The following is a 25,913-nucleotide window of genomic DNA, read 5'->3' on the forward strand; positions in this document are numbered from 1 at the left end:
GTCATGGACTTTTCCTATACCGACACCCAGCGCGAGATTCGCGACGCGGTCGCCGCGCTCTGCACGCGCTTCGACGACGCCTACTGGCGCGATTGCGAAGTGGAAAAGAACTATCCGCACGCCTTCGTCGATGCCGTCACCGAGGCCGGCTGGTTGTCGGCGCTGATTCCGGAGGCCTACGGCGGGTCCGGCCTGAGCCTGCTCGATGCCTGTGTGATCCTGGAGGCGATCAACCACAGCGGCGGCAATGGCGCGGCGTGTCACGCGCAGATGTACACGATGGCCAGCGTGCTCGAGCACGGCAGCGAGGCGCAGAAACGCGCGATCCTGCCGCGCATCGCATCGGGCGACCTGCGCCTGCAGGCGTTCGGCGTCACCGAGCCCGACGCGGGCTCCAACACGCTGCGCATCAAGACTTTCGCGCGCAAGGTCAACGGCGGCTACGTCATCGACGGCCAGAAGATCTGGACCTCGCGCTATCGCCAGTCGGACATGTACCTGCTGCTCGCACGCACGACGCCGTACGAAGAGGTCAAGCGCAAGACCGATGGACTGAGTTTGTTCCTGATCGACATCGCGAAGGCCGGGAAATCGCTGCAGGCGCGCACGATCGACACGATGCTCAACCACCACACCAACGAGGTCTTCATCGAGAACCTCGAAGTCGGTGACGACGCGCGCATCGGCGAAGAGGGCAAGGGATTCTCGTACCTGCTCAGCTCGCTCAACGCCGAACGCCTGCTGGTCTCCAGCGAGTGCCTGGGCGATGGCCGCTGGTTCGTCGATCGCGCGCGGCGCTACGCCAGCGAGCGCATCGTGTTCGACAAACCGATCGGCGCCAACCAGGGTGTGGCCTTCCCCATCGCCAAGTCGCACGCGGCGCTGTGCGCAGCCGAACTGATGCGCAACAAGGCCGCCACCCTGTTCGACGCCGGCAAGCCCTGCGGCGGCGAAGCCAACATGGCGAAGTACCTGTGCAGCGAAGCCTCGTGGGAAGCCGCCGAGGCGGCGATGACGACCTTCGGCGGCTACGGGTTCGCCACCGAATACGGAATCGAGCGAAAGTGGAAGGAGACGCGCCTGTTCCGCACCGCGCCGATCTCGAACAACCTGGTGCTCGCCTTCATCGCGCAGCACTTGTTGGAGATGCCGCGGTCGTACTGATCCAGGAACGAACATGAACGAACCCCAACCCACGTACAGCGCCTACGAGACGATCCGCCTGGATCGGGTGGACGAGCACGTGCTGCACGTGCAACTGAACCGTCCCGCGGTGGGAAACGCCATCGACACGCAGATGGGCCGGGACCTGCTGGATCTGTGGACGCGGCTCACCGAGGACGCCGATGGCGTGCGTTGCATCGTGCTCTCTGGATCCGGCGACAAGATCTTCTGTGCCGGTGGCGACCTCAAGCAGCGCGACGGCATGAGCAAGGCGCAGTGGCAGGCGCAGCACGAGATCTTCGAGCGCATGTTCTGGGCGCTGGCCGACCTGCCGATCCCGGTGATCGCGGCCGTCAACGGTCACGCCTACGCCGGCGGCCTCGAACTCGCGCTGCACTGCGACTTCATCTACGCCAGCAGCGCGGCGCGCATGGCGCTCACCGAGGTCAAGCTCGGCATCATCCCGGGCGGCGGCGGCACGCAGAACCTGCCCCGCGCCGTCGGCGACCGCCGCGCCAAGGAGATCCTGATGACCGGCTCGCCGTTCACCGCGCAGCAGGGCGTCGACTGGGGACTCGTCAATCGCATCCTCGAACCGGGCCAGGTCCTCGCCGTCGCATTCGAAACCGCGGCGACGATCGCCGCCAACGCACCGCTGGCCACCCGCCAGATCAAGAAATCGGTCCGCTACGGCAGCCAGATGGAACTGCGCACCGCATACCGATTCGAGATCGAGGCCTACAACCACCTGATCGACACCGAAGACCGGCTCGAAGGCGTGCGCGCCTTCAACGAGAAGCGCAAGCCGGTCTTCCGCAGCCGTTGATCGACACGCACCACCCGGAGCCCACGCCATGCCCACCGCCATCATCGTCAGGGAAGTCGGCTTGCGCGACGGTCTGCAGATCCATCCCACGTTCATGCCCACCGCGGACAAGCTGGCGTGGATCAGCGCAGCTGCCGCGGCCGGCATCCGCGAGATCGAAGTCACGTCCTACGTTCCGCCCAAGCTGATCCCGCAGTTCACGGATGCCGCCGAGGTCACGCGCGGCGCGCTCGAGATCCCGGGGCTGAAATCGTCGGCGCTGGTGCCCAATCTCAAGGGCGCCGAGCGCGGCCTGGAGCTGGGCGTGCCGATGCTGAACTTCGTCGTGTCGGTGAGCCGCACGCACAACTTGAAGAACGTGCGACGCGAACCTTCGGAGTCGGTGGCGGACTTCCGCGAGATCGTCCGGCGCGTGCGCACCGAGAGCGCCGCGCGGCGCACGATCATCAGCGCCGGTCTGTCGACGGCGCTGGGCTGCTCGTACGAAGGACGCATCCCGGTGGACGACGTCGTGCGCCTGGCGGTCGAGCTGGCCGATGCCGGCGCGGATGAGCTGATGATCGCCGACACCGTCGGCTACGCCGACCCGGCACAGGTTCGCCGCGTGTTCAGGGCCGTGCAGCAGGAAGTGAAGACGGTGCCGCTGCGCGCCCATTTCCACGACACGCGCGGCACGGGCCTGGCCAACGCGAGCGCGGCGCTGGATTGCGACATCACCCGCTTCGATGCCTCGCTGGGCGGCCTCGGCGGCTGCCCGTACGCGCCAGGCGCCAGCGGCAACATCGTGCTCGAAGACCTGGTGTTCATGTTCGACTCGATGGGTCTGGATACCGGCATCGACATCGGCAAGCTGCTGGCCGTGCGCGAACAAGTGAAGGCCGCCCTGCCCGACATGCCGATGCACGGCGCGCTGTGGCGCGCCGGCTTGCCGCGCCATTACGTCAGCGCCGCGACGCGCTGAGCTGCGTCGATCGCGGACGAGCCGATGCCGACCCCGCTCACGCAGGCGCTCGCCGAGTTCGTCGCGAACCCACGCATCGAGCGTTCGCTGCCCGCTGCGATGCGGATCGCGAAGATCGGCCTGATCGACACCGTCGCCACTGCGCTGGCGGGCTGTGCCGAGCCTGCCGTCCGCATCCTCCTCGAACACCTCACCGCGCAGGGCGGCACGCCCGAGGCGCCGTTGCTGTTCACCGGCACGCGGCTGTCCACGGCGCATGCCGCCCTCGTCAACGCCGTCGCGGGCCACGCGCTGGACTACGACGACGTCTCGCTGTCCGCGCACACCAGCACGGTGCTGATCCCTACCCTGCTCGCCGAAGGCCATCGGCTCGGCGCCTCGGGATCCGACGTGCTGCGCGCCTACGCCGTCGGCTACGAAGTCTGGGCCGACCTGCACACGCGCGAACCCGACCCGCTCCATCTGAAGGGCTGGCATCCGACCAGCGTCTTCGGCACCGTCGCCGCTGCGGCAGCCGTGGCGCATCTGGCGAAGCTGCCGGCGCACACGGTGCAGACCGCGCTGGCCCTCGCCGCGAGCCTGTCGTCGGGACTGGTCGCGAACTTCGGGACGATGACCAAGCCGCTGCACGCGGGCAAGGCGGCCTCGCACGCGATCGAGGCCGTTCGCTTGGCCGAGCGCGGGCTCACGGCGGCGCCAGATGCGCTCGAACATCGCGCAGGTTTTCTCGCGGCACTGTCACCGGCCTCACGCGTCGACCTCGCGCGGCCTTTCGAAGTCGATCCCGATCGGCTGCGACTCGAATCGATCGGCCTGTCGGTGAAACGCTACCCCGTCTGCTATTCCTGCCACCGCGTCATCGACGGCGCCATCGCGCTGATCGAACAGCACGACTTGGCGCCCGCGGACGTCGCCTCGGTGCAGGTCCGCATCGGCGTCGCCCAAGCCTCGATGCTGCGCAATCCGCGACCCGTCACGGGCCTGGAAGCGCGCTTCAGCATCGAATTCGCCGTCGCCGCAGCGCTGGTCGCACGACGCGTCGGCCTGGCAGAGTCAAGCGATGCGTTCGTCACGCAATCCGCGGTGCAGGCGCAGTTCGCGAAGGTGAAGGTCGACACCTGCGACCGTCCTTCCGAGGATTCCGCGTTCGGCTATGCGGATCGCGTGTCGATCACCTGCACCGACGGCCGCGCATTCGACTCGGGCGACATCCGCTTCGCACGCGGCAACGCCCGCAACCCACTCGATCCGGCGGAGCTGCGCCAGAAATTCATCGACTGCGTGGCCTACGGCGGGTCGGGTCGCAACGCGGGTGCGCTGTACGAGCGGCTCGCGGCGTTCGAGGACATCGACGATGTGCGCGGGCTGTTCGGTTGAAACTCAACAGAAGAATCCGGAAGGAGAAGCAGACGTGAAGACGTACAACCAGTTCATCAACGGCCGTTACGTGGAACCCGCGAGCGGCCGCTGGCTGGACAGCATCGACCCGTATCGGGGCCAGGCCTGGGCGCGCATTCCCCAGGGCTGCGCCAAGGACGTGGATGCCGCAGCGGCCGCCGCGAACGCCGCGATGAAGTCCGGGCCCTGGGCGACGATGACGGCGACGCAGCGCGGCAAGCTGATGTTCAAGCTCGCCGACCTGATCGCGCTGAATTCCGACCGGCTCGCCGAGATCGAGGTCCGCGACAACGGCAAGCTGCTGGCCGAGATGCGCGGCCAGGTCGCCTATCTGCCCGAGTGGTGGCGCTACTTCGGCGGCCTCGCCGACAAGATCGAAGGCGCGGTGATGCCGCTCGACAAGCCCGACATGATGGGCTTCACGCGTCACGAGCCGGTCGGCGTCGTCGCGGCGCTCACCGCGTGGAACTCGCCGCTGCTGTTCGTCGCGTGGAAGTGCGCGGCCGCCATCGCGGCCGGATGCGCGGTGATCGTCAAGCCGTCCGAGTTCGCGTCGGTATCGACGTTGGAGTTTGCGGCGCTGACCAAGGAAGCCGGCTTTCCCGACGGCGTGTTCAACGTCGTCACCGGGCTGGGCCAGGAAGCGGGCTCGGCGCTGGTCGATCATCCCGGCGTGGCCAAGGTCACGTTCACGGGTTCCGACGTCACCGGCGCGAAGATCTACGCGCAGGCGGCGCGCAGCATGAAACGCGTGTCGCTGGAGCTGGGCGGAAAGTCGCCGAACATCGTGTTCGACGATTGTGATCTCGACAAGGCGGCTTCCGGCGTCATCTCCGGCATCTTCGCGGCAACCGGGCAGACCTGCATCGCCGGTTCGCGTCTGCTGGTGCAGAACTCGATCCGCGAAGCCTTCACGGAGAAAGTGGCGGCGCTCGGACGCTCGGCGCGCAAGGGCAATCCGATGGACGCCGACACCAACATCGGGCCCGTGACGACGGCGGCGCAGTACAAGAAGGTGCTCGACTACATCGACATCGCCAAGGCCGAAGGCGCGCGCTGCATTCTCGGCGGCGGTCCCGCGACCGGCCCCACGCTGACAGGCGGCCAGTTCGTGGAGCCGACGATCTTCGTCGACGTGAAACCGGACATGCGCATCGCGCGCGAGGAAGTGTTCGGCCCGGTGCTGTCGATCATCGGCTTCGAAGACGAGGCCGACGCCATCCGCATCGGCAACGACACGATCTACGGCCTGGCCGCGGGCGTGTGGACGCGCGACATGGGCCGGGCGCTGCGCGTCTCCGCCGCCATCAAGGCCGGCACCGTCTGGGTCAATACGTACCGCGCCGTGAGCTACATGATGCCGTTCGGGGGCATGAAGCATTCCGGCATCGGCCGCGAGAGCGGTCTCGAATCGATCCGGCAGTTCCTGGAAACCAAGAGCGTGTGGCTGTCGTACGCGGACAACGCGCCGTTGAATCCCTTCGTGCTGCGCTAACCGTAGCCCGGACGAAGTCCGGGGATATGGTCCGTCGAAGAGGGAAAGCCCCGGACTTCGTCCGGGCTACAAAAGAGAGAAAGGAGATCTCCATGAAAGGCATCGTCTTCGAAGGCGACCGCAAGGTCGCGATCGAATCCTTCGACGACCCTACGCCGGGACCCGGCGAGGTCGTGCTGGAGATCAGGGCCTCCGGTATGTGCGGCAGCGATCTGAAGTTCTATCGCGCTCCGCCGGGTCAGGCGATGAAGGCGCTCGGCTTCAGCAGCGACAAGAGGGTCATCGCCGGCCATGAGCCCTGCGGCGTCGTCGTGGCGGTCGGATCGCACGTGAATCCCAAGCAGGCCAGGGTCGGGCAACGCGTCATGGTCCACCACTACAAGGGATGCGGCGCCTGCCCGCACTGCTCCACCGGCTGGCAGCAACTCTGCGTCGAAGGCGTCGCCGAGGTCTACGGCGTCACCGGTCACGGCGCCCATGCGCGCTACATGAAGTGCCCGGCGAACACCTGCGTGAACCTGCCGGAATCGCTGTCCTTCGAAACCGGCGCGGCGATCTCCTGCGGCACCGGCACCGCCTGGGGCGCGATCCAGCGTCTCGAACTCAAGGGCGACCAGACGCTGGTGATCTTCGGCCAGGGGCCGGTCGGCCTGTCGACGACGCAGCTTGCCGCCGCGCTCGGCGCGCGTGTCATCGCACTCGACGTCAGTCCCGCCCGGCTGGCGCGCGCGAAATCCTTCGGCGCACACGAACTCATCGATCCGTCGAAGGTCGACGCGGTGGCCGCCATCCGCGAACTCACCGGCGGACTGGGCGCGCACGCGTCGCTCGACGCCTCCTCGTCACCCGATGCCCGGCGGCAAGCCGTGCAATGCCTGCGCACCTGGGGCAAGGCCTGCTTCGTCGGCGAAGGCGGACAGCTCACGCTCGATGTCAGCCCGGATCTGCTCCGCCGCCAGATCACGGTGATCGGTCACTGGACGTTCTCGACGGTCGGCCAGGCGGAATGCGCGAAGTTCATCGCCGACCGGAACATCGACGTCGACAGCCTGTTCACCGAACGCTGGACGCTCGATCAGGCCGACGAGGCGTACAAGCTGTTCGACGGGGCTTCGAGCGGCAAGGGCGTGTTCGTGTTTCATTGAGCCGACGCGCCGCCGGGTCGATCGTGTCGGTTTTGAACTTGGGGAAAAGGCTTTTAGCGCAAAGGGCGCAAAGGAAAAGAAAGGACGCAAAGAAAAGAAAGACGAAATGTTGGGAACAGCGCTTCGCCCGCGCCGTTACTCGCCTTCCTTTGCGTCCTTTCTTTTCCTTTGCGCCCTTTGCGTTGAACGCTTCTACCGGCCCATCAGAAGCCAACCTTCCGCCCAGTGGCGCTGAGCGCTTTTCCCACTCCATCAGAACCGGCTCGCGCAACCCTCAGCAGGAGACCCCGCATGAACATCGAAGACCGCCTCGCGATCCTGGAGACGATCGCCAACTACTCGTACCGCTACGACGCCCAGGATCCGGTCGGCTTCTCGGAGCTCTTCGTCGAGGACGCGCTGTGGGAGGCCTACGCCGCGAATGCGCAGAAGCCCGAGCTGCAGCTCTCCGGCCGCGCCGGCATCCGCGAATGGGCCGCCGCACGGCTGGCCAGGCGCGCGGGCAAGTTCACGAGCCGGCATCACCAGTCCGGCACCGTCTTCGAGAGCTGGACCGCGGACGGCGCGAAGACGCGCACGATGGTGTTGGTCACGCACCAGGGCACGGATGAAGCCGCGCCCTCGCCGACCTTGTCCGGCGTCTACCACGACGTGTGGCGCCGTACGCCGCAGGGGTGGCGGTTCGCGCATCGCGCGTTGCATCACGACCGGCATGGTGTTCACGTGCAGAGCTGAATCGAATCCGTAGCCCGGACGAAGTCCGGGGTTCCCCTCGCACACGGAGCGCAACCCCGGACTTCGTCCGGGCTACGTTTCGCCTACTCGACCTGCACGCTTCATCCTTGTGTCCACTCGCTGCCGTCTCCCGGCCCGGATGATCACCCTCGCTTGCCGACTCGCACCCGTAATGATTTGATCGGCTGATACATAAGACGAATCAGGGGAGCGGGCATGAATGGTCAGCGTTGGTGTGCACTGGGCGGACCCGCCTTCGTGCTGTTGTTCAGCGTCGGTTTCATCTTCTGCGCCGGCTTCATGCCCGCGCCCGCGCCGACGATGCCGGCGGACGAACTCGCGGCGATGTACCGCGACAACTCGGTGATGATCCGCGTCGGCTGCGCACTGATGATGTTCGCCACCGGTCTGCTGCTGCCCTGGCTGTCGCTGATCTCCGCGCAGATGAGCCGGATCAAGACCTGCAGTCCCGCTCTGGCCAACACGCAGCTGACGACGGGTACCGCGGTGGTCGCGTTCCTGATGCTGCCGGTCCTGCTCTGGGCCGTCACCGCCTTTCGTCCGGAACGCGACCCGGCAATGACCCAGCTGTTCAACGACCTGGCCTGGCTCTGCCTGGTGACGCCGGTGAGCATCGCGGTGCTGCAGGTGGTGGCGCTCGGCGTTGCGATCCTCGGCGATCGCGCTGCGCAGCCGGTGTTCCCGCGCTGGGCTGGCTACTACAACCTGTGGACCGGTTTCATCTTCGTTCCCGGTGTCGCAGCGATGTTCGCGCGCTCCGGTCCGTTCGCGTGGAACGGCCTGCTGCCGTACTGGATTCCGTTCGCGTTCTTCGGCGCGTGGTTCCTGGTGATGTACGTGCTGCTGCTGGGCGCGATCCGTCAGCAGGAGCAGCAGCAGGCCGGGACCGCGGCATGACGGCACCCGCCGTCGTATCCGAGGCGCCGAAGACGAGCAACGGCCACATCCCCGGCGAAACCGGGATCTGGGTCTTCGTGCTCGGCGACATGACGGTGTTCGCGATGCTGTTCGCGGGCTTCGTCTTCTATCGCGCCGAGCAGCTTGGTCTTTATCTGGAGTCCCAGGCCGCGCTCAACCAGACGTTCGGCGCCATCAACACGCTGCTGCTGCTGAGCAGCTCGTGGTTCGTCGTCATGGGCACGGACGCCGCGCGTCGCGATGCCCGTGCGCTGGCACAGCGGCTTTTCGCGGCCGCGTTCCTGTGCGGCGCCGGGTTCGGGCTCGTGAAGTTCTTCGAGTACCGCGAGAAGGTGCTGCAGGGCCTGACGCCGGTCGCCAACGAGTTCTACTCGTTCTACTACATGCTCACCGGACTGCACCTGCTGCATGTGCTGATCGGCATGATCGTGCTGGGGTTCGTGTTCCTCAGGGCCCGCGCCGGCATCCGCACGGCATCCGACCGGATGTTTCTCGAAGGCAGCGCCACGTACTGGCACATGGTCGATCTGCTGTGGATCGTGCTGTTTCCGCTGCTGTACCTGATGAAGTAAATCCGCCCTCGATCGTCATGATTTCCTTGCTGCGTCACCCCGCCACGATCGTGTGGCTGATTCTCGCCGGCGTCACCGTCTTCTCGTGGTGGCTGGGCACCGACCACGGCAGCGGCGCTCCGCTGCAGGCGCACGTGAACATCACCACCGGCGTGATCCTGCTGTCGCTGGTGAAGGTCCGGCTGATCCTGTTCCACTTCATGGAAGTCCGCGAAGCGCCGTGGCAGCTCAAGCGCGTCTGCGATGCGTGGATCGTCGTCGTCGGGCTGGTGCTGATCGGGCTGTATCGGTTCGCGACGCCGGGGAACTGATTCCTACAGGTTGGCGAACTGCAGGATCTCTTCGCCCATCAGGGCGCAGGTATCGCCCGGCAACTGCGCGTAGATGAAGTGCATGCGGTACTCGCCCTTGTAGAACGAGCCCCAGACTTCGAGCACGTCGAACATCTGCTTCGGGTTCTTCGGATTGCGCAGCGGCGCGAGCGGCTTGACGGTGTCGCCGACGTTGATCCCCGCGTCCTCGCCCAGGTGGAACGCCAGCAGTTCCTTGGCGCGCGTGATCGCGGCCTGCGAGCACTTCGGGTCGGAAGCGGCGTTGACGAGACCGGGGACGAAGGACAGCGCGAGCAGCAAGGCGAACTTCACGGAATGCTCCTGGGCAGGATCTCTACTTTCATCGGACAACCGTAGCCCGGGTGAAACCCGGGGCTCCCTTCGCATACGGAGCGCCACCCCGGGTTTCACCCGGGCTACGGGGGTGATCGGAGTCACGGTGGCAACCGGAGTCACGGGTTTGCATCAACCTACTTGTGGCAGGTGTTTCAACGAAGCCCGGATCGCCTCCACCGGGTACTCGTAATCCTCGAGCTGCCCCGACAGGTAACGATCGAACGATCCCATGTCGAAATGACCGTGACCGGTGAGGTTGAACAGGATCGTCTTGGGTTCGCCGGTCGCCTTGCATCGAAGCGCCTCGTCGATCACCGCGCGGATCGCGTGGCAGGACTCCGGCGCCGGGATGATGCCCTCGGCGCGCGCGAAGTCCACGCCGGCGGCAAACGTCGCCACTTGCGGAACCGCCAGCGCCTCGAGCAGCTTCTCGTGCACCAGCTGCGACACCAGCGGCGAGTCGCCGTGATAGCGCAGACCACCGGCGTGGATGCCCGGCGGCATGAAGTCGTGACCGAGCGTGTACATCTTCATGATCGGCGTGTAGCCCGAGACGTCGCCGAAATCGTAGGCGTACGCGCCTTTCGTCAACGTCGGGCAGGACGTCGGTTCCACGGCCACGCAACGCAGCTTCTCGGCGCGCTTGTCGCCGGCGATCTTGTCCGAGAGGAACGGGAACGCGATGCCGCCGAAGCTCGATCCGCCGCCGCAGGGGCCGATGATGACGTCCGGATACAGGCCCACCTTCTCGAGCTGCTTCTTGGCTTCCAGGCCGATCACCGTCTGGTGCAGCAGCACGTGATTCAGCACCGAGCCGAGCGTGTAGCAGACCCCGGGATCGGCGGCCGCCTCTTCCACCGCCTCTGAAATCGCCAGCCCGAGTGAGCCTGGTGACTCGGGATCGGCCGCCAGCGCCGTGCGTCCCGCCTGCGTGCGATCGGTCGGGCTCGCGAACACCTCCGCGCCCCAGGTCTGCATCATCGATCGGCGGAACGGCTTCTGCTGGTAGCTGACCTTCACCATGTAGACGCGCACCGGCAACCCGAACATCTGGCCCGCGTACGCGATCGACGAGCCCCACTGCCCCGCCCCGGTCTCGGTGGTCAGGCGCTTCGTGCCGGCGAGCTTGTTGTAGTAGGCCTGCGGCACCGCCGAGTTCGGCTTGTGCGAGCCGGCCGGCGACACGCCCTCGTACTTGTAGAAGATCTTCGCCGGCGTCCCCAGGCTCTGCTCCAGCCGCAATGCGCGGCACAGCGGCGACGGACGCCACTGCGCGTAGATCTGCCGCACTTCCTGCGGAATGGGGATCCAGCGCTGGGCCGACATCTCCTGCTCGAGGATCGGGCCGGGGAAGATGGCCGACATCGCGTCCGGTGTGACGGGCTTGCCGTCCCTGCCCAGCGGCGGCAGCGGTGCATTCGGCATGTCCGCGACGATGTTGTACCAATGCGTCGGGATGTCGTTGGCTTCAAGGTTGATGCGAAGCGGCGTCATGATCTCGGGTCTCCTCGTTGCCTGTGCCGGCAACTGTCCACAGTCTATCGGGGTGGGCGATCCCGCAGGACGCGCGGCCGGCCGCGTTCGAGCCCGGGACGCGCAAGGTGCCGCGTCCGCGTCACGGCACGAGCGCTCATCGAAGCCTCTTGCGTGAGCGCGACTTGCCCGCGAGCGGAGGATGGGCGACGTTTCGCGTTTCCTCCCTCTCCATTGCTGCCAAGTCCCTGCCGATCCATGAGCACCGCCATCACGCCGTTCCGCGTCAACGTCCCGCAATCCGATCTCGATGATCTGAAACTCCGGCTGAGCCGCACGCGCTGGCCCGAGCACGAAACCGTCAACGACTGGAGCCAGGGCGTTCCGCTGAAGGATGCCCAGGCGCTGGTCGAGTACTGGTCCACGCAATACGACTGGCGTCGCTGCGAGGCCGCGCTCAACCAGTACGAGCAGTTCACGACCGAGATCGACGGCCTTTCGATCCACTTCCTGCACGTGCGCTCGAAGCACGCGAACGCCAGGCCCATGCTGCTGACGCACGGATGGCCGGGCGCGATCCTGGAGTTCATGAATGTCATCGAGCCGCTGACGAATCCGACGGCACACGGGGCGACGGCCGACGATGCGTTTCATCTGGTGATCCCGACCTTGCCGGGCTTCGGCTTCTCCGGCCGGCCATCCGCCAAGGGCTGGTCGATTCCGAAGATTGCCGGGGCATGGGCGGAGCTGATGAAGCGGCTCGGCTATTCCGAATATCTGGCCCAGGGCGGCGACTGGGGCGCCGCGGTGACGACCGCACTCGGCGCGTTCCGTCCCGCCGGATTGCAGGCGATTCACGTGAACATGCCGCTGGTGATGCCGCGCAATCCGGGCACCGACCTGTCGCCGGACGAGGCCGCGATGCTCGCCAAGATGCACGAATACGCCGAGTGGGACTCGGGCTATTCGCATCAGCAGTCGACGCGGCCGCAGACGCTGGGCTACGGGCTGGCGGATTCTCCGGCCGGCCAGGCGATGTGGATCTTCGAGAAGTTCTGGCGCTGGACCGACTGCGACGGAGACCCGCAGAACGCGCTGAGCTATGACCAGATCCTCGACGTCATCACGCTCTACTGGCTCACCAACAGCGGCGCATCCTCCGGCCGCCTGTACTGGGAGAGCTACAAGAACGGCTTCTTCGCCGTTCCGCTCGAACTGCCCGTGGGCTGCAGCATCTTTCCGAAAGAGATCTACCGCGCGCCGCGGACCTGGGCCGACAAATGCATGTCGCAGATCGTGTACTGGGGCGAGCCGGCGAAGGGCGGTCATTTCGCGGCCTTCGAGCAGCCGGCCTTGTTCGTCGGCGAGGTGCGGAGCTGGGCACGCTGCGTGCCGCGTTGACCCTTGCGGGACGATCCGCAAGGCCAGGAGCAGCGGCGCAATGAAACGTCTCGCAGGCAAGGTCGCCATCGTCACCGGCGGGGGTGGCGGCATCGGCAAGGGCATCGTGGAGCGCTTCCGCGAGGAAGGCGCGTGCGTCGCGGTCCTTGATCGCAAGGCGACGCGCTCGCGCGCGAAGAGCCGCCTGCATTTCCTGAGCTGCGATGTCTCCGACGAAGCGCAGGTGGCGCTGGCCATCGCGGCCGTCGTCGAATGGGCGGGCCGCCTCGACATCGTCGTGAACAACGCCGCGATCGCCGATCCGCACAGTGGGCCGCCGGAAGATCTCGGCCTGCAGGACTGGCAGCGCGTGATCGACACGAATCTCACAGGGCCGTTCCTCGTCGCCAAGCATGCGATCCCGCATCTGCGCCGGCACAAGGGCACGATCATCAATCTGTCGTCGACGCGCGCGCTGATGTCCGAGCCCGACACGCTCGCGTATGCCGCCGCCAAGGGCGGCATCACGGCGCTGACCCACGCGCTGGCGATCAGCCTGGGCCCGGACATCCGGGTGAACGCGATCGCGCCGGGCTGGATCGCCACCGGCCCCGTGAAGAAACTGCGCAAGCTCGATCACGAGCAGCACCCGGTCGGGCGTGTGGGACGACCCGACGATGTCGCGGGACTCGCGGTCTATCTCGCGTCGCCGGAGGCGGGCTTCATCACCGGGCAATGCTTCGTCATCGACGGGGGGATGACGCGGAAGATGATCTACGCGGAGTGAGCGGCGGCGCGAGCGTGCACGCTCGTCAGCAGCGCGCGATAGAGATCAGCCTTGGGTGCATCGCGATCGATGAGGAGACCAGCGTCGAAACTCATCACTTCGTCCGGGCGCGGACGATGACGTAGCCGCGCGTCTTTCCGGCGCTGGAATCGAGCGTATCCATGGCTTTCCACAGTGCACCGACGGGCACCCAGGTCGGCGCGTACTTGTACGACGCCACGTCCAGGACCAGCACGCGATCGCTCGTCGCGTCGTAAGCGCCCAAAGGCGAGATGTGTCCCGACGCGGGCTGGCCGAGCATCGCGCGCTCGTAATTGACGATCACGTAGTCGTCCGGCGTCTCGAGGTTCTGTCGCAGCACGGAACGAAACGCGTCAGCCGACGAATCCGAAGCGTAGACGCGCGCGGTGTCGACATCGTGCGCCTTCAGCAGACCTTCGAGCTCGGCCAGGTTCATGCCGCCGAACGTCACCTTCAGCGGATGCCTCACCCGTCGCGCGGAATCAGTGAAGAACGTGGACTGCGTCCACGCAGGCTGTGCCGCGGCCGGCATCGCATTCAGCACCGTGACGGCGCTCGCCACGCCGCAGTAGGCCGGTCGCGATTGGGTCTCGAAATGGCGGACGAGCGCATCGAGATCCGCCTTGGATCCCGCTTCGGCGAGCAACTTCTCGCCGGCAGGCGACTCCAGCGAGATCAGGCCCTCGGGCATCGGAAGACGGCCGCCGCCCGGGGCGCGGAACACAGCGTTCCAGGTCGCGAGCGCGGCGAGCAACAGCAGCAGACAGAACGCGGCGCCGAGAAGGCGACCCCATCGCTTCATGGCCGGGCCTCATGCGGTGCCGTGGTGTTTCGTTGCATGCGGAGATTCTGCGCCGGGGCGGGTTTGGGCGCGACCGGGGACCCGTCGCCCTCGTAGCCCGGACGAAGTCCGGGTCCACTTCATCCGAACAACCGCCCCGGACTTCGTCCGGGCTACGGGGTTAATCCACCTTGCGGTTGAACAGGATCTTGCGGGCCTCGTCGGTGATGACGGCCGGCTGCGGCACCTTGGCGTTCTTCAGCGCCTCGCGAACCGCAGGCCGCGCTTCGATACGCCGGAACCAGCGCGCCAGGTTCGGAAAGTCGTCCAGTTCGAAACCATGATGGTGGCGGAAAAGGATCCACGGCCAGCAAATGATGTCGGCAATCGAGTAATCGCCGCAGAGGTAGTCACGTCCCTCGAGCGTGGCATCCAGCAGCTTGTACGAACGTCGCGCGTCGTTGCCGAAGCGCTCGATGCCGTACGGAATCTTCTCCGGCGCGTAATTCCGGAAGTGCCCGTACTGGCCGATCATCGGACCCTGGTAGGACATCTGCCACATGACCCATTGCATCACCGCGGCGCGGGCGCGCGGTTCGGTCGGCAGCAGCTTGCCGCTCTTCTCGGCGAGATAAATCAGGATCGCGCCCGACTCGGCGACGCTGATCGGCTCGCCACCACCGACCGGATCGATGTCGACGATGGCCGGGATGCGGTTGTTGGGGCTGATCGCCAGGAACGCCGGCTCGAACTGTTCGCCCTTGAAGATGTTCACCGGGATCCACTCGCTCTCGAGCCCCATCTCGGCGATCGCGATCGTGACCTTGTAGACGTTCGGGGTCTCGCCGTAATAGACCTTGATCACGTGATGTCCCCCGGTTGTTCCGTCGCTCCCCCTTGAGTGTCGTCGCACCCGTCTCTAGCGTCTTGTCTTCATCGGCCGCCCCGGTCGTGCTCTACCCCACTCTGCCAAGGCGCTGTCGCACAAGGGTATCCGCGGGTGCCGCCTGAACCGCGGAGAATATTTGCAATCCATTCAGCCTGTTTTTACAAGCTGTACAGCTTGAATGTTGCACGAGCCCCAGGACACCGCTACGGTTCGGCTCATTCGGAATTCGGATGGGGTCCTGCGGGATGGAAAAAGTTCGCTGCGCACTGATCGGGCCGGGCAACATCGGCACCGACCTGCTCTACAAGCTCAAGCGCAGCCCGGTGCTGGAGCCGGTCTGGATGGTCGGCATCGATCCGGCGTCCGAGGGTCTGGCCCGTGCCCGCGAGATGGGCCTGAAGACGACGGACCAGGGCGTGGACGGGCTGCTGCCGCATGTGCACGCGGACGGCATCCAGATCGCCTTCGACTCCACGTCGGCCTACGTCCACGCCGAGAACGCGCGCAAGCTGGGTGAACTCGGCGTGCTGATGATCGACCTGACGCCTGCGGCCATCGGGCCCTACTGCATCCCGCCGGTGAACCTCGCCGAGCAGCTCGAACGCGGCGCCACCAACGTCAACATGGTCACCTGCGGTGGCCAGGCCACGATCCCGATGGTGGCCGCGGTCTCGCGCGTGCAGGCCGTCGAGTACGGCGAGATCATCGCCACCGTCTCGTCGAAGTCGGTGGGACCGGGGACGCGCAAGAACATCGACGAGTTCACGCGGACCACCGCCGGTGCGGTGCGCGACGTCGGCGGCGCGAAGAAGGGCAAGGCCATCATCATCATCAACCCGGCCGAGCCGCCGCTGATGATGCGCGACACGGTGCATTGCCTCACCGTCGAGACGCCGGACCAGGCGGCGATCACGGCCTCGGTGCACCGCATGATCGCGGAGGTGCAGAAGTACGTCCCGGGCTACCGCCTGAAGAACGGCCCGGTGTTCGAGGGTCGTCGCGTGTCGATCTTCCTCGAGGTCGAGGGCCTGGGTGATTACCTGCCGAAGTACGCCGGCAACCTCGACATCATGACCGCCGCCGCGGCGCGCACCGGCGAGATGTTCGCCCGCCGGCTGCAGTCGCCCGGCGCCGTCGCCGCATGAACCGGAATCCACGATGAGCGCCACCACCCGCCTCAAGGGCCGCAAGATCGCCGTGCATGACATGTCGCTGCGCGACGGCATGCACCCCAAGCGTCACCAGATCAGCGTCGAGCAGATGAAGACCGTCGCCGTCGGCCTGGACCAGGCCGGCGTGCCGCTGATCGAAGTCACGCACGGCGATGGCCTGGGCGGCGCCTCCGTCAACTACGGTTTCGCCGCGGCCTCCGACGAGGACTACCTGCGCGCCGTCGTGCCGCTGATGAAGCGGGCGAAGATCTCTGCGCTGCTGCTGCCGGGCATCGGTACCGTCGACGAGCTGCGCATGGCAGCCGATTGCGGCATCGCCTGCATCCGCGTGGCCACGCACTGCACCGAAGCCGACGTCTCCGAGCAGCACATCGCGCTGGGCCGCAAGCTCGGGCTCGACACCGTCGGCTTCCTGATGATGTCGCACATGGCCGACCCGTCGAAGATCCTCGAACAGGCACGGCTGATGGAGAGCTACGGCGCCAATTGCATCTACACCACCGACTCGGCCGGCTACATGCTGCCCGAGGATGTCGCCGAGAGAGTCGATGCGCTGCGCCAGGGCCTGAAGCCCGAGACCGAGATCGGATTTCACGGCCACCACAACCTGGCGATGGGCGTGGCCAATTCCATCGCCGCCGTCACGGCGGGCGCGTCGCGCATCGACTGCGCCTGCGGCGGCATGGGCGCCGGCGCCGGCAACACGCCGATGGAGGTCTTCATCGCGGTGGCCGAGCGCATGGGCATCGAGACCGGCGTGGACACGTTCAGGATCATGGACGTGGCCGAAGACCTGGTGACCCCGATGATGGATTTCCCGGTCCGCATCGATCGCAACTCGCTGACGCTGGGCTACGCCGGAACCTATTCGTCGTTCCTGCTGTTCGCCAAGCGCGCCGAGAAGCAGTACGGCGTCCCGGCGCGCGACATCCTGGTGGAGATGGGTCGCCGCAAGACGGTCGGCGGTCAGGAAGACATGATCGAGGACGTTGCGCTGGACCTGCTGAAGAATCGGAGCGTCGCGGTATAAACCCTCCGCGTCACTTCGATCCAAAAACATTTAGAGAGGAGAACACCGATGACCGCCCTGGCCGCCTACCGTGCCGCGCGCGACCTGCTGATCCGTCACCGCGAGGACTACACCGCGGCGATGACCGACTTCCGCTGGCCCGAGATGCCCGAATTCAACTGGGCGCTCGATCACTTCGACGACCTGGCGCGCGGCAACAAGCGCGCGGCGCTGCGGATCGTCGACGAATCGGGGACCGAGGTCAGCCGCAGCTTCGAGGAGCTGCGCGTGGCCAGCGATCGTGCCGCCAACTTCCTGCGCAGGCTGGGCGTCGGGCGTGGCGATCGCCTGCTGGTGATGCTGCCCAACCGCGTCGAACTGTGGGAACTGATGCTGGCGGCGATGAAGCTGGGCGCCGTGCTGAGCCCGGCGACGATGCTGCTGTCGGAAGCCGACCTGAAAGACCGCATCGAGCGCGGACAGATGCGTGCGGTGATCGTGGATGCGGCGAACGTCTCCAAGTTCGCCGGCATCGCCGACGGCTGCGTGCGCGTTTCGGTGGGCAAGGCCGAAGGCTGGTCGAACTACCAGCAGGCAGCCGACGCCTCGAAGGACTTCAAGCCGGATGGCGTCACCCGCGCCGACGATCCCTGCGTCCTGTACTTCACGTCGGGCACGACCTCGAAGCCCAAGATGGTCCTGCACACACAGCGCAGCTACCCGGTGGGTCACCTGAGCACGATGTACTGGCTGGGGCTGCGCGAGGACGACGTGCACCTGAACATCAGCTCGCCGGGCTGGGCCAAGCATGCGTGGAGCTGCTTCTTCGCGCCCTGGACCATCGGTGCCACCGTCTTCGTCTACAACCAGGGCCGTTTCGACGCCGACAAGACGCTGGCGACGCTGGCGCGCTGCGGCGTGACGACGCTGTGCGCACCGCCGACGGCCTGGCGTGCGCTGATCCTCGAAGACCTGACCAAGTACAAGCTCAAGCTGCGCGAGCTGGTCAGCGCCGGCGAGCCGCTGAATCCCGAGGTCATCGAACGCGTGAAGGCCGCTTGGGGCCACGTCATCCGCGAGGGCTACGGCCAGACCGAATCCACGGCGATGCTCGGCAATCCGCCGGGACAGCCGGTGCGCTACGGCTCGATGGGCCGTCCCCTGCCCGGCTATCGACTCGATCTGCTCGACAGCGACGGCAAGCCGGTCGACGAGGGCGAAGTGTCCGTTTCGCTCGATCCTCGCCCGGCCGGTGTCATGGCCGGTTACGCGGGCGACGAGGAGAAGTCGAAGAAGGCGCTCGGCGGTACGCACTACGGCACCGGTGACGTCGCCTCGCGCGACGCGGACGGCTTCTTCTGGTTCGTCGGACGCACCGACGACGTGTTCAAGAGCTCCGACTACCGCATCTCGCCGTTCGAGCTCGAAAGCGCGCTGATCGAGCACGAGGCCGTCGCCGAAGCGGCGGTCGTCGAGAGCCCGGATCCGAAACGGCTGTGCGTGCCCAAGGCCTGCGTGATCCTGAAGCCGGGGTTCGCACCGGATCGCGAAACCGCGAAGTCCATCCTGAGCTTCACGCGTACGCGCCTGGCGCCGTACCAGAAGATCCGCATCATCGAGTTCTGCGACCTGCCCAAGACGGTGTCGGGAAAGATCCGCCGCACCGAGCTGCGCGCCAGCGAAGCGGAGCGACGCAAATCCGGCCAGCGTGGCGAGAACGAATTCTTCGAGACGGATTTTCCGGAGCTGCTCGATAGCGCGAGAACGTAGAGGAATTCTTGCGCGGGGCTCAGCCCCGACAGGACCTTCGCAGATCGTCATTGAAGTCAGCACAACGTCTCTCCCTGCTCTTTTGCAAGGAGAGAGAGCCAGAGAACGCAGATGCCCAGCCCCATCGACACCATGACAGCAAGGCCGATCGACACCGAAGCATCAGCCGGCAAGGCGATCACGCCGTCCCGCCTCTGCGTCATGCACGTCCGCGTCGAGCCTGCACAGGTCTGGTTCGACTGCCCGCGCTGCGGCGTGGAGCTCGAGGGCTATTACAGCGACCCCCGTGGCCAGACCGACGTCGCCTGCGAGGACTGCGGCACCGTCTTCGACATTCCTTCCAGCGCCAGCCTGGTCATCACCTGACCCATTCTGCGAGCCAACGCCATGAACATGCCTCTCACGCCCGAACAGCCTGCGGTCTGGAACGACCCCGAGCACCACATCTTCAAGGTCTCGCGTCGCAGCTTCACGGACACGCAGGTGTTCCGTGACGAGTACAACCGCATCTTCGACAAGTGCTGGCTGTACCTGGGGCACGAATCCGAGCTGGTGAAGCCCGGCGATTTCGTCGCGCGCATCGTGGCCAAGCGCAGCATCCTGTTCACGCGCGATGCGCAGAACAAGGTCAATGCGTTCTTCAACGCCTGCCCGCACCGCGGCGCGCAAGTGTGCCGCGAGCGCAAGGGCAACGCGAAGAGCTTCCAGTGCTTCTACCACGGGTGGGTGTTCGGAGCCGACGGCACGCTCAAGAGCCAGCCCGGCAGCGAGTGCTACCCCGCCGATTTCAACGCCAACGGTGCCGCCAACCTGGTGCCGGTCCCGCGCCTGGATTCGTATCGCGGCTTCTGGTTCCTCTGCTTCGACCGCAACGTGCAGTCGCTGAGCGACTACCTGGCCAACGCCAAGGAGTGGATCGACATCATCGCGGACCAGTCCGAGGTCGGCATGACCCTGGTCGGCGGCACGCAGGAGTACCAGATCCGCGCGAACTGGAAACTGCTCACCGAGAATTCGATCGACGGTTATCACGCGATCAACACGCACGCGACCTACGTCGACTATCTGAAAAACATGCAGGGCAGCATGTCGCCGGTGCCCTTCGAGGGCACCGGATACGACCTGGGCAACGGCCACGCCGTCATCGAATACAAGGCGCCGTGGGGACGCCCGGTCGCGCAGTGGATTCCGCTGTGGGGCGAGGAAGGCAAGATCGAACTCGCCAAGGTTCGCGCACGCCTGGTGGAACGCTTCGGCGAAGCGCGCGCCGATCGCATCGCCACGCTCAACCGCAACATGTTCATCTTCCCGAACCTGGTGCTCAACGACATCATGGCGATCACGGTGCGCACGTACTTCCCGACCGCGCCGGACGCGATGCAGATCTCGGCCTGGGCGCTGGCGCCGAAGGATGAGAGCGCCTGGGCGCGCAAGTTCCGCCTGTCCAATTTCCTCGAATTCCTCGGCCCCGGCGGCTTCGCGACACCCGACGACGTCGAGGCGCTCGAGCAGTGCCAGCGCGGCTACGAGGCGATGAAGGAAGCCCCGTGGAACGACATGTCCAAGGGCATGATCAAGGAGAAGGTCAACTACGACGACGAGCTGCAGATGCGCGTGTTCTGGAACGAATGGCAGCGCCGCACGCAGGCGACCGCGCTGGGCAAGGGAGACGCCTGATGCTCACCATCGACACCGTGACCCGCGAGCAGGTCGAGGACTTCATGTTCCTCGAAGCCGAGATGCTCGACGAATGGCGGCTCAAGGAATGGCTGACTTTGTTCACCGCCGACGGCAGCTACTACGTGCCGACGACGGACACGCCGGCCAACGCCTCGCCGGACAACGCGCTGTTCTACGTCGCGGACGATCGCTTCCGTCTCGAGCAGCGCGTCGAGCGCCTGCTCAAGCGCACCGCGCACGCCGAGTTCCCGAAGTCCAAGACGCGGCACCTCGTCAGCAACGTGCGCATCCGGGCGCGCCACGACGACGAGCTGGACGTGGGCGCCGCGGTACTGACCTATCGCACGAAGATGGGCCTCACGGAGACCTACATCGGCAGCTATCGCTACCGCATCGCCGTGACGCCGGAAGGGCTGCGCATCCGCGAGAAGCGCTGCATCCTCGACATGGAAGGCCTGAAACCCAACGGCCGCATCAGCATCATCCTCTGAGGTGAACTCCTCGATGAACGTCCCCTTCCGCTACAAGCGTCTCGGTTACGTGGCGCTCAACGTCACGGATCTCGCGAAGAGCACCGCGTTCTACCGCGACATCGTAGGGCTGGCGGTCACCGAATCCGGCGACGATCTCGCCGCGCTGCGCTGCTCGCAGGATCACCACAACATGCTGCTGTACCCGGCTGCCCAGCCTGGCCTCAAGCGCATCGGCTTCGAACTGGAGAGCGGCCACGACCTCGACCTTGCGCGCGACTACGTGCGCGGCCTGGGCCTGGCGATCGAGGACGTGTCGGCCGACGAACTCAAGCGCCTGCGCACCGTCGCGGCGTTCCGCTTCCGCATTCCGGGCAGCGGCCTGTGCCTCGAATACTTCGTGCAGATGATGCATCTCGCGCAGCCCTACGTGCCGACCGTCGCGAAGATCGAGCGCCTGGGCCACGTCGTGCTCAACGTCGCCGACTTCGACAATGCACTGCAGTGGCTGACTGAAAAACTGGGCTTCGTCGTCTCCGATTTCGTGCCGGGCTTCGCGGCATTCCTGCGCTGCTTCCCCAACCCGCTGCATCACTCGATGGCGATCCTGACCGGGACCGAAGATCACCTGAACCACGTGAACTTCATGGTCACCGACATCGACGACATCGGCCGCGGCATGAACCGCATGAAGAATAACGACATCGAGATCGTGTTCGGACCGGGGCGACATCAGCCCTCGGAGAGCATCTTTCTCTACTGGCTCGATCCGGATCGCATGACGGTCGAATACAGCTTCGGCATGGAAACGTTTCCCGAGACGAATGCGCGCGAGGCGCGGCTGCTCGAACCGGTGCCCGGCACGCTCGACACCTGGGGCAGCGTGCCGACGCCGGCGTTCGGGAAGATCGGCGTCATCGAACAGGCGACCGCGGCCTCTTCGGCAGTCGCCGGTGATTCGACGTCGCCGATCCGCATCTCGTCCTCGCAGAGCGGAGCCCTGGCATGAGCCAGCGCCTGAAGGATCGCGTCGCCGTCGTCACCGGTGCCGGACGCGGCATCGGCTACGCGATCGCCGAACGCTTCGCCGCCGAAGGCGCGAAGCTGGTTCTCGCGGACCTCGACCCGAAGACGCTCGAAGAAGCCGCCACGCGCTTGCGCGCGACCGGCGCAGAAGTGGTGACGGAAGCCGGCGATCTCGCGAAGCAGGACGTCGCCGAGCGCACGATCCAGGCCGCCGTGAAGCACTTCGGCACGCTGGACATCCTCGCCAACAACGCCGGCGGCGGCATCCTGCGGCCGTTCCTCGATCACACGCCGGACACGCTGCGCACGACGATCGACCGCAACCTGTGGACCTGCATCTGGTGCTGCTGGTACGCGCTGCCGATCATGAAGGCCAAGGGCTACGGCCGCATCGTGAACCTCGGTGCGGACTCGGTGCGCAACGGCCTGTTCGACCACGCGGCCTACAACGCGGCCAAGGGCGGCATGCACGGCATGACCACGGGCCTTGCACGCGAATTCGCACGCGACGGCATCACGGTGAATACCGTTGCGCCCTGCGTCGTGAATACGCCGCAGCTCGCCGAAGTCGCGGCGGTGAATCCCGAACTCGTGCGCAAGGTCATCGACGTCGTTCCGATGGGGCGCCCCGGCGAGATGCACGAAATCGCCTCGATGGTCGCCTACCTCGCCACCCCCGAAGCCGCCTTCGTGACCGGACAGGTCATCAGCGTCAACGGCGGCACCACGATGCTCTAGGGCCCTAGCCATGTCCAACCTGCACCCCCTGATCCCCGCTGTCGACCTCTTCGAAGGCGAGATGAAAAACGCGACGCTGCCCGACGGCACGCGTGTGGCGCTCTACAACCTCAACGGCGCGTACTACGTCACCGACGACACCTGCACGCACGAGAACGCCTCGCTGTCCGACGAGGGCATGATCGAAGGCAGCAACGTGATCTGCGGCTGGCACTTCTGCGGTTTCGACATCGCCAGCGGCGCGGCCACCGCCTCGCCGTGCAGCGAGCCGCTGCGCACGTATGCGGTCACGCTCGTCGAAGGAGTGATCCATGTCGAGCTCTGAGGCGGGCCTGGTCTCTGCGGGTGCGACACGTCGCGCCGTTCCCAAGCGACGCACGCCCAAGCGCCGGACACAGGCCGAGCGTTCGGACGAGATGCGCGGCCGCGTGCTCGAAGCCGCCGCCACCGTGCTGCGCCGCAAGGGCTACGCCGGACTTCGCACCGACGAGGTGGCGCGCGTGGCCAAGGTGTCGCGCGGCGCCCAGCAGTACCACTTCCCGACCAAGGACAGCCTGGTGCTGGCCACGGCCGAGTACCTGCTGCGCGACGGCCTGGGCCGCGGCGAAGCGCGTGCGCAGGCGGCCCGCTCCGGCGGCGATGTCGTCGAGGCGATCATCCAGGACTGCATGGATTTCTTCCTGGGTCCCGACTTCGCGACGATCCTCGATCTGGTGCTCGCCGGCAGCAAGGACCGCGGCCTGCGCGACCAGATCTATGCCTACACGCGCGGCAGCCGCCTGGGCGTCGAAGCCGCGTGGCTGGAAGTGCTGTGCGAACAAGGCATCCCGCGCGCGAAGGCCGAAAAGATCCTGTGGCTGACGATCAGCATCGTGCGCGGATTCTCCGTGCGCGCGCTGTGGCAGCGTGACGACCAGCTGTTTCGCAGCATCCTCGACGAGTGGAAGCTGATCCTCACGGGGCATCTCAAGAATCTGAAGGGAGACAATCGATGAGCTTGTGGATCGACATGGTGGGCACCGAGATCCGGACCGTGAACACGCCGACGTTCGGCCGCATCCGCATCGCGGAAGCCGGCCCGAAGGACGCGCCTGCGATCCTGTTCCAGCACGGGATCGGCGGCCACCTGGAGGCCTACAGCAAGAACCTCGTGCCGCTGTCGGACGAGTTCCGCTGCATCGCGTTCGACTACGTCGGCCACGCGATGTCGAACCGCAAGGCGATGGAATACACGCCACCCGTGCTCGCCGAGCAGGTCGCCGAGCTGATGGATGCGCTGGAGCTGAAGAAGGCACACCTGTCGGGCGAGTCGCTGGGCGGCTGGGTGTCGGGCTTCTTCTCGGTGATCCATCCCGAGCGCGTGGATCGCCTGATGCTGAACACCGGCGCCGGCATTCCGATCGTCAGCGACAAGGGTCGCGCCGACATGCTCGACCTGATGGAGCGCTCGAAGAAGGCCGCGGGCCTGGCGCCGACGTTCGAGAGCGTCAAGCACCGCATCGCGTGGCTGATCCACCCGAAGAACCAGCACCTCGTCACCGACGAACTGGTGAACCTGCGCCTGAAGTTCTACCTGATGGCCGAAGGCCGTGAAGTGACGCCGATGGTCAATCGCATGCTCGGGCGTCACGACGAGTTCCTGCTGCCGCTGGAGCAGATCCGCCACGAGACGATGCTGCTGTGGACGCGCGACAACCCGATCCACGACCTGGAGTGCGCGCAGGCCGCGGTCAAGCGGATCCGCAACAGCAGCCTGTACGTGATGAAGGCCGACGGCGCGCACTGGCCGCAGTACGAAGATCCCGAGGAGTTCAACCGGGTGGCGCGTGCGTTCTTCGCCGGTCGTCCGCTCTGACGCAAGAAGGAACCGACACATGACCGCCCGCAGTCGCCAGGCCACGCAGACGGCCGCTCCCAGCCCCGACACGCTCACCGCGCTGTCGCTGCGGGAGGCCTATCGCACCGGGATTCCCTGCGCGCCGATCCGCGACCTCGTCGAAGCCGGTGACGTGCAGGCCGCCTACGGCATCCAGGAGATCAATACGCAGCACTGGCTGGCCGCGGGGCGCCGCCTCGTCGGCCGCAAGATCGGCCTGACCTCGCTGGCCGTGCAGCAGCAGCTGGGCGTCGATCAGCCCGACTTCGGCATGCTGTTCGCCGACATGGCCGCCTGCGACGGCGACCCGATTCCGGCGGGCGCCGTGCTGCAGCCCAAGGCCGAGGCCGAGATCGCCTTCGTGCTCGAACGCGACCTGTCCATCGAGCAGCCGACGATGGCCGACGTGATCCGCGCCGTCGCCTATGCGACCGTCGCCATCGAAGTGGTCGGCAGCCGCATCGCCAACTGGGACATCAAGCTGGTCGACACCGTCGCCGACAACGCATCGAGCGGCATGTTCGTGCTCGGCAACACGCCGTTCGCACTCAACGGCCTGGACCTGCGCGACTGCCGGATGCAGATGCTGCGCACCGGCGGCGACGTGATCTCCACCGGCGTCGGTCACGCCTGCCTCGGCCATCCGCTCAACGCCACGCTGTGGCTGGCACGCAAGATGATCGAAGTCGGGCGCCCGCTGAAAGCCGGCGACGTCATCCTGTCCGGCGCGCTGGGTCCGATGGTGGCCGCCAAACCCGGCGACGTCTTCGAGGCGCAGGTCACCGGTCTGGGTTCGGTGCGCGCCGCGTTCGCATGACGCTCAGACAGCTCTCCGGCTGAGCGCTCGTATCTTTCGACAACACGTGCCGGCGCTCGATTGCAGTTCGCGCGGGTCGCGGCGATGCTCGTCCGCCTTCGCCGTCTCCATCACCTTCGGA

Annotated in this window: 28 protein-coding genes; 24 read left to right on the forward strand and 4 right to left on the reverse strand. The window is 66.3% G+C overall.

Annotated elements, in window-relative coordinates; translation table 11 throughout:
* Positions 1-3 precede the first annotated feature (3 nt).
* The 10 genes from DFR24_RS06285 (at position 4) to DFR24_RS06330 (ending at position 9,546) form a co-directional block, all read left to right on the forward strand.
* Positions 4-1,164, forward strand: coding sequence for an acyl-CoA dehydrogenase family protein (locus DFR24_RS06285; protein WP_133880446.1), 1,161 nt, complete (start codon positions 4-6; stop codon positions 1,162-1,164).
* Between the two features lie 13 nt (positions 1,165-1,177).
* Positions 1,178-1,990: an enoyl-CoA hydratase/isomerase family protein gene (locus tag DFR24_RS06290; RefSeq protein WP_133880447.1), complete on the forward strand. Its 813-nt coding sequence runs from the start codon at positions 1,178-1,180 to the stop codon at positions 1,988-1,990.
* Positions 1,991-2,018: 28 nt separating this feature from the next.
* Complete coding sequence (locus DFR24_RS06295; RefSeq protein ID WP_133880448.1) at positions 2,019-2,951, forward strand: hydroxymethylglutaryl-CoA lyase; 933 nt, start codon at positions 2,019-2,021, stop codon at positions 2,949-2,951.
* Positions 2,952-2,975: 24 nt separating this feature from the next.
* A complete protein-coding gene (locus DFR24_RS06300; RefSeq protein ID WP_133880449.1) occupies positions 2,976-4,328 on the forward strand; it encodes an MmgE/PrpD family protein in 1,353 nt (450 codons plus the stop codon).
* Between the two features lie 34 nt (positions 4,329-4,362).
* Entirely contained in the window at positions 4,363-5,844 is a 1,482-nt protein-coding gene (locus tag DFR24_RS06305; RefSeq protein WP_133880450.1) for an aldehyde dehydrogenase, read from the forward strand.
* 92 nt (positions 5,845-5,936) lie between these two features.
* Positions 5,937-6,989 (forward strand): zinc-dependent alcohol dehydrogenase family protein, encoded by a 1,053-nt coding sequence (locus tag DFR24_RS06310; RefSeq protein ID WP_133880451.1) that lies wholly within the window; start codon positions 5,937-5,939, stop codon positions 6,987-6,989.
* 291 nt (positions 6,990-7,280) lie between these two features.
* Complete coding sequence (locus DFR24_RS06315) at positions 7,281-7,724, forward strand: nuclear transport factor 2 family protein (RefSeq protein WP_133880452.1); 444 nt, start codon at positions 7,281-7,283, stop codon at positions 7,722-7,724.
* A 216-nt stretch (positions 7,725-7,940) separates the two neighbouring features.
* On the forward strand, positions 7,941-8,642 hold the full coding sequence (locus DFR24_RS06320; protein ID WP_133880453.1) for a hypothetical protein: 702 nt from the start codon (positions 7,941-7,943) through the stop codon (positions 8,640-8,642).
* Entirely contained in the window at positions 8,639-9,235 is a 597-nt protein-coding gene (locus DFR24_RS06325) for a cytochrome c oxidase subunit 3 (RefSeq protein WP_133880454.1), read from the forward strand. Before DFR24_RS06320 ends, DFR24_RS06325 begins: the two co-directional genes overlap by 4 nt.
* 17 nt (positions 9,236-9,252) lie before the next feature.
* On the forward strand, positions 9,253-9,546 hold the full coding sequence (locus tag DFR24_RS06330) for a cytochrome C oxidase subunit IV family protein (protein WP_133880455.1): 294 nt from the start codon (positions 9,253-9,255) through the stop codon (positions 9,544-9,546).
* 3 nt (positions 9,547-9,549) lie between these two features.
* On the opposite strand, the gene DFR24_RS06335 is transcribed toward DFR24_RS06330, so the two are convergent.
* Together DFR24_RS06335 and DFR24_RS06340 are read right to left on the reverse strand one after the other, a co-directional pair.
* Positions 9,550-9,879 (reverse strand): hypothetical protein, encoded by a 330-nt coding sequence (locus DFR24_RS06335; protein ID WP_133880456.1) that lies wholly within the window; start codon positions 9,877-9,879, stop codon positions 9,550-9,552.
* 153 nt (positions 9,880-10,032) lie between these two features.
* Positions 10,033-11,397, reverse strand: coding sequence for a TrpB-like pyridoxal phosphate-dependent enzyme (locus tag DFR24_RS06340; protein ID WP_133880457.1), 1,365 nt, complete (start codon positions 11,395-11,397; stop codon positions 10,033-10,035).
* A 237-nt stretch (positions 11,398-11,634) separates the two neighbouring features.
* Here DFR24_RS06340 and DFR24_RS06345 point away from each other — a divergent pair, with 237 nt between their 5' ends.
* Both DFR24_RS06345 and DFR24_RS06350 read left to right on the forward strand, forming a co-directional pair.
* The gene (locus DFR24_RS06345; RefSeq protein ID WP_133880458.1) at positions 11,635-12,777 is read left to right on the forward strand and encodes an epoxide hydrolase family protein; all 1,143 of its coding nucleotides are present in this window, start codon (positions 11,635-11,637) and stop codon (positions 12,775-12,777) included.
* 40 nt (positions 12,778-12,817) lie between these two features.
* The gene (locus DFR24_RS06350) at positions 12,818-13,543 is read left to right on the forward strand and encodes an SDR family oxidoreductase (protein WP_133880459.1); all 726 of its coding nucleotides are present in this window, start codon (positions 12,818-12,820) and stop codon (positions 13,541-13,543) included.
* Between the two features lie 94 nt (positions 13,544-13,637).
* Here the strand turns inward: DFR24_RS06350 and DFR24_RS06355 are convergent, their stop codons facing one another.
* Both DFR24_RS06355 and DFR24_RS06360 read right to left on the reverse strand, forming a co-directional pair.
* Positions 13,638-14,366, reverse strand: a complete 729-nt coding sequence (locus DFR24_RS06355) for a phytochelatin synthase family protein (protein ID WP_133880460.1) — start codon at positions 14,364-14,366, stop codon at positions 13,638-13,640.
* Between the two features lie 160 nt (positions 14,367-14,526).
* Positions 14,527-15,210, reverse strand: a complete 684-nt coding sequence (locus DFR24_RS06360) for a glutathione S-transferase family protein (protein WP_133880461.1) — start codon at positions 15,208-15,210, stop codon at positions 14,527-14,529.
* 269 nt (positions 15,211-15,479) lie between these two features.
* On the opposite strand from DFR24_RS06360, the gene DFR24_RS06365 reads away from it, so the two are divergent.
* From DFR24_RS06365 to DFR24_RS06420, 12 genes are all read left to right on the forward strand, one after another.
* Positions 15,480-16,379 carry an acetaldehyde dehydrogenase (acetylating) gene (locus tag DFR24_RS06365; RefSeq protein ID WP_133880462.1) on the forward strand — a complete coding sequence of 300 codons (900 nt, stop codon included), beginning with the start codon at positions 15,480-15,482 and terminating at the stop codon, positions 16,377-16,379.
* A 13-nt stretch (positions 16,380-16,392) separates the two neighbouring features.
* Positions 16,393-17,436 (forward strand): 4-hydroxy-2-oxovalerate aldolase, encoded by a 1,044-nt coding sequence (gene dmpG / locus DFR24_RS06370; RefSeq protein WP_133880463.1) that lies wholly within the window; start codon positions 16,393-16,395, stop codon positions 17,434-17,436.
* A gap of 48 nt (positions 17,437-17,484) precedes the next feature.
* A complete protein-coding gene (locus DFR24_RS06375; protein ID WP_133880464.1) occupies positions 17,485-19,185 on the forward strand; it encodes an AMP-binding protein in 1,701 nt (566 codons plus the stop codon).
* Between the two features lie 111 nt (positions 19,186-19,296).
* Entirely contained in the window at positions 19,297-19,551 is a 255-nt protein-coding gene (locus DFR24_RS06380; protein WP_133880465.1) for a hypothetical protein, read from the forward strand.
* A gap of 21 nt (positions 19,552-19,572) precedes the next feature.
* On the forward strand, positions 19,573-20,862 hold the full coding sequence (locus tag DFR24_RS06385; protein WP_210772369.1) for an aromatic ring-hydroxylating oxygenase subunit alpha: 1,290 nt from the start codon (positions 19,573-19,575) through the stop codon (positions 20,860-20,862).
* A complete protein-coding gene (locus tag DFR24_RS06390; protein ID WP_133880466.1) occupies positions 20,862-21,356 on the forward strand; it encodes an aromatic-ring-hydroxylating dioxygenase subunit beta in 495 nt (164 codons plus the stop codon). The genes DFR24_RS06385 and DFR24_RS06390 overlap by 1 nt, the downstream gene beginning before the upstream one ends.
* 13 nt (positions 21,357-21,369) lie before the next feature.
* Positions 21,370-22,344: a VOC family protein gene (locus tag DFR24_RS06395; protein ID WP_133880467.1), complete on the forward strand. Its 975-nt coding sequence runs from the start codon at positions 21,370-21,372 to the stop codon at positions 22,342-22,344.
* Complete coding sequence (locus tag DFR24_RS06400) at positions 22,341-23,099, forward strand: SDR family NAD(P)-dependent oxidoreductase (RefSeq protein WP_133880468.1); 759 nt, start codon at positions 22,341-22,343, stop codon at positions 23,097-23,099. Before DFR24_RS06395 ends, DFR24_RS06400 begins: the two co-directional genes overlap by 4 nt.
* Before the next feature lie 10 nt (positions 23,100-23,109).
* A complete protein-coding gene (locus tag DFR24_RS06405) occupies positions 23,110-23,424 on the forward strand; it encodes a Rieske (2Fe-2S) protein (protein ID WP_133880469.1) in 315 nt (104 codons plus the stop codon).
* The gene (locus tag DFR24_RS06410) at positions 23,411-24,094 is read left to right on the forward strand and encodes a TetR/AcrR family transcriptional regulator (protein ID WP_133880470.1); all 684 of its coding nucleotides are present in this window, start codon (positions 23,411-23,413) and stop codon (positions 24,092-24,094) included. The genes DFR24_RS06405 and DFR24_RS06410 overlap by 14 nt, the downstream gene beginning before the upstream one ends.
* Complete coding sequence (locus tag DFR24_RS06415; RefSeq protein WP_133880471.1) at positions 24,091-24,954, forward strand: alpha/beta fold hydrolase; 864 nt, start codon at positions 24,091-24,093, stop codon at positions 24,952-24,954. The genes DFR24_RS06410 and DFR24_RS06415 overlap by 4 nt, the downstream gene beginning before the upstream one ends.
* 19 nt (positions 24,955-24,973) lie before the next feature.
* Entirely contained in the window at positions 24,974-25,792 is an 819-nt protein-coding gene (locus tag DFR24_RS06420) for a fumarylacetoacetate hydrolase family protein (protein WP_133880472.1), read from the forward strand.
* Positions 25,793-25,913: the final 121 nt, after the last annotated feature.

Origin of the sequence: Panacagrimonas perspica (genome assembly GCF_004364935.1) — a bacterium.
Classification (GTDB): domain Bacteria; phylum Pseudomonadota; class Gammaproteobacteria; order Nevskiales; family Nevskiaceae; genus Panacagrimonas; species Panacagrimonas perspica.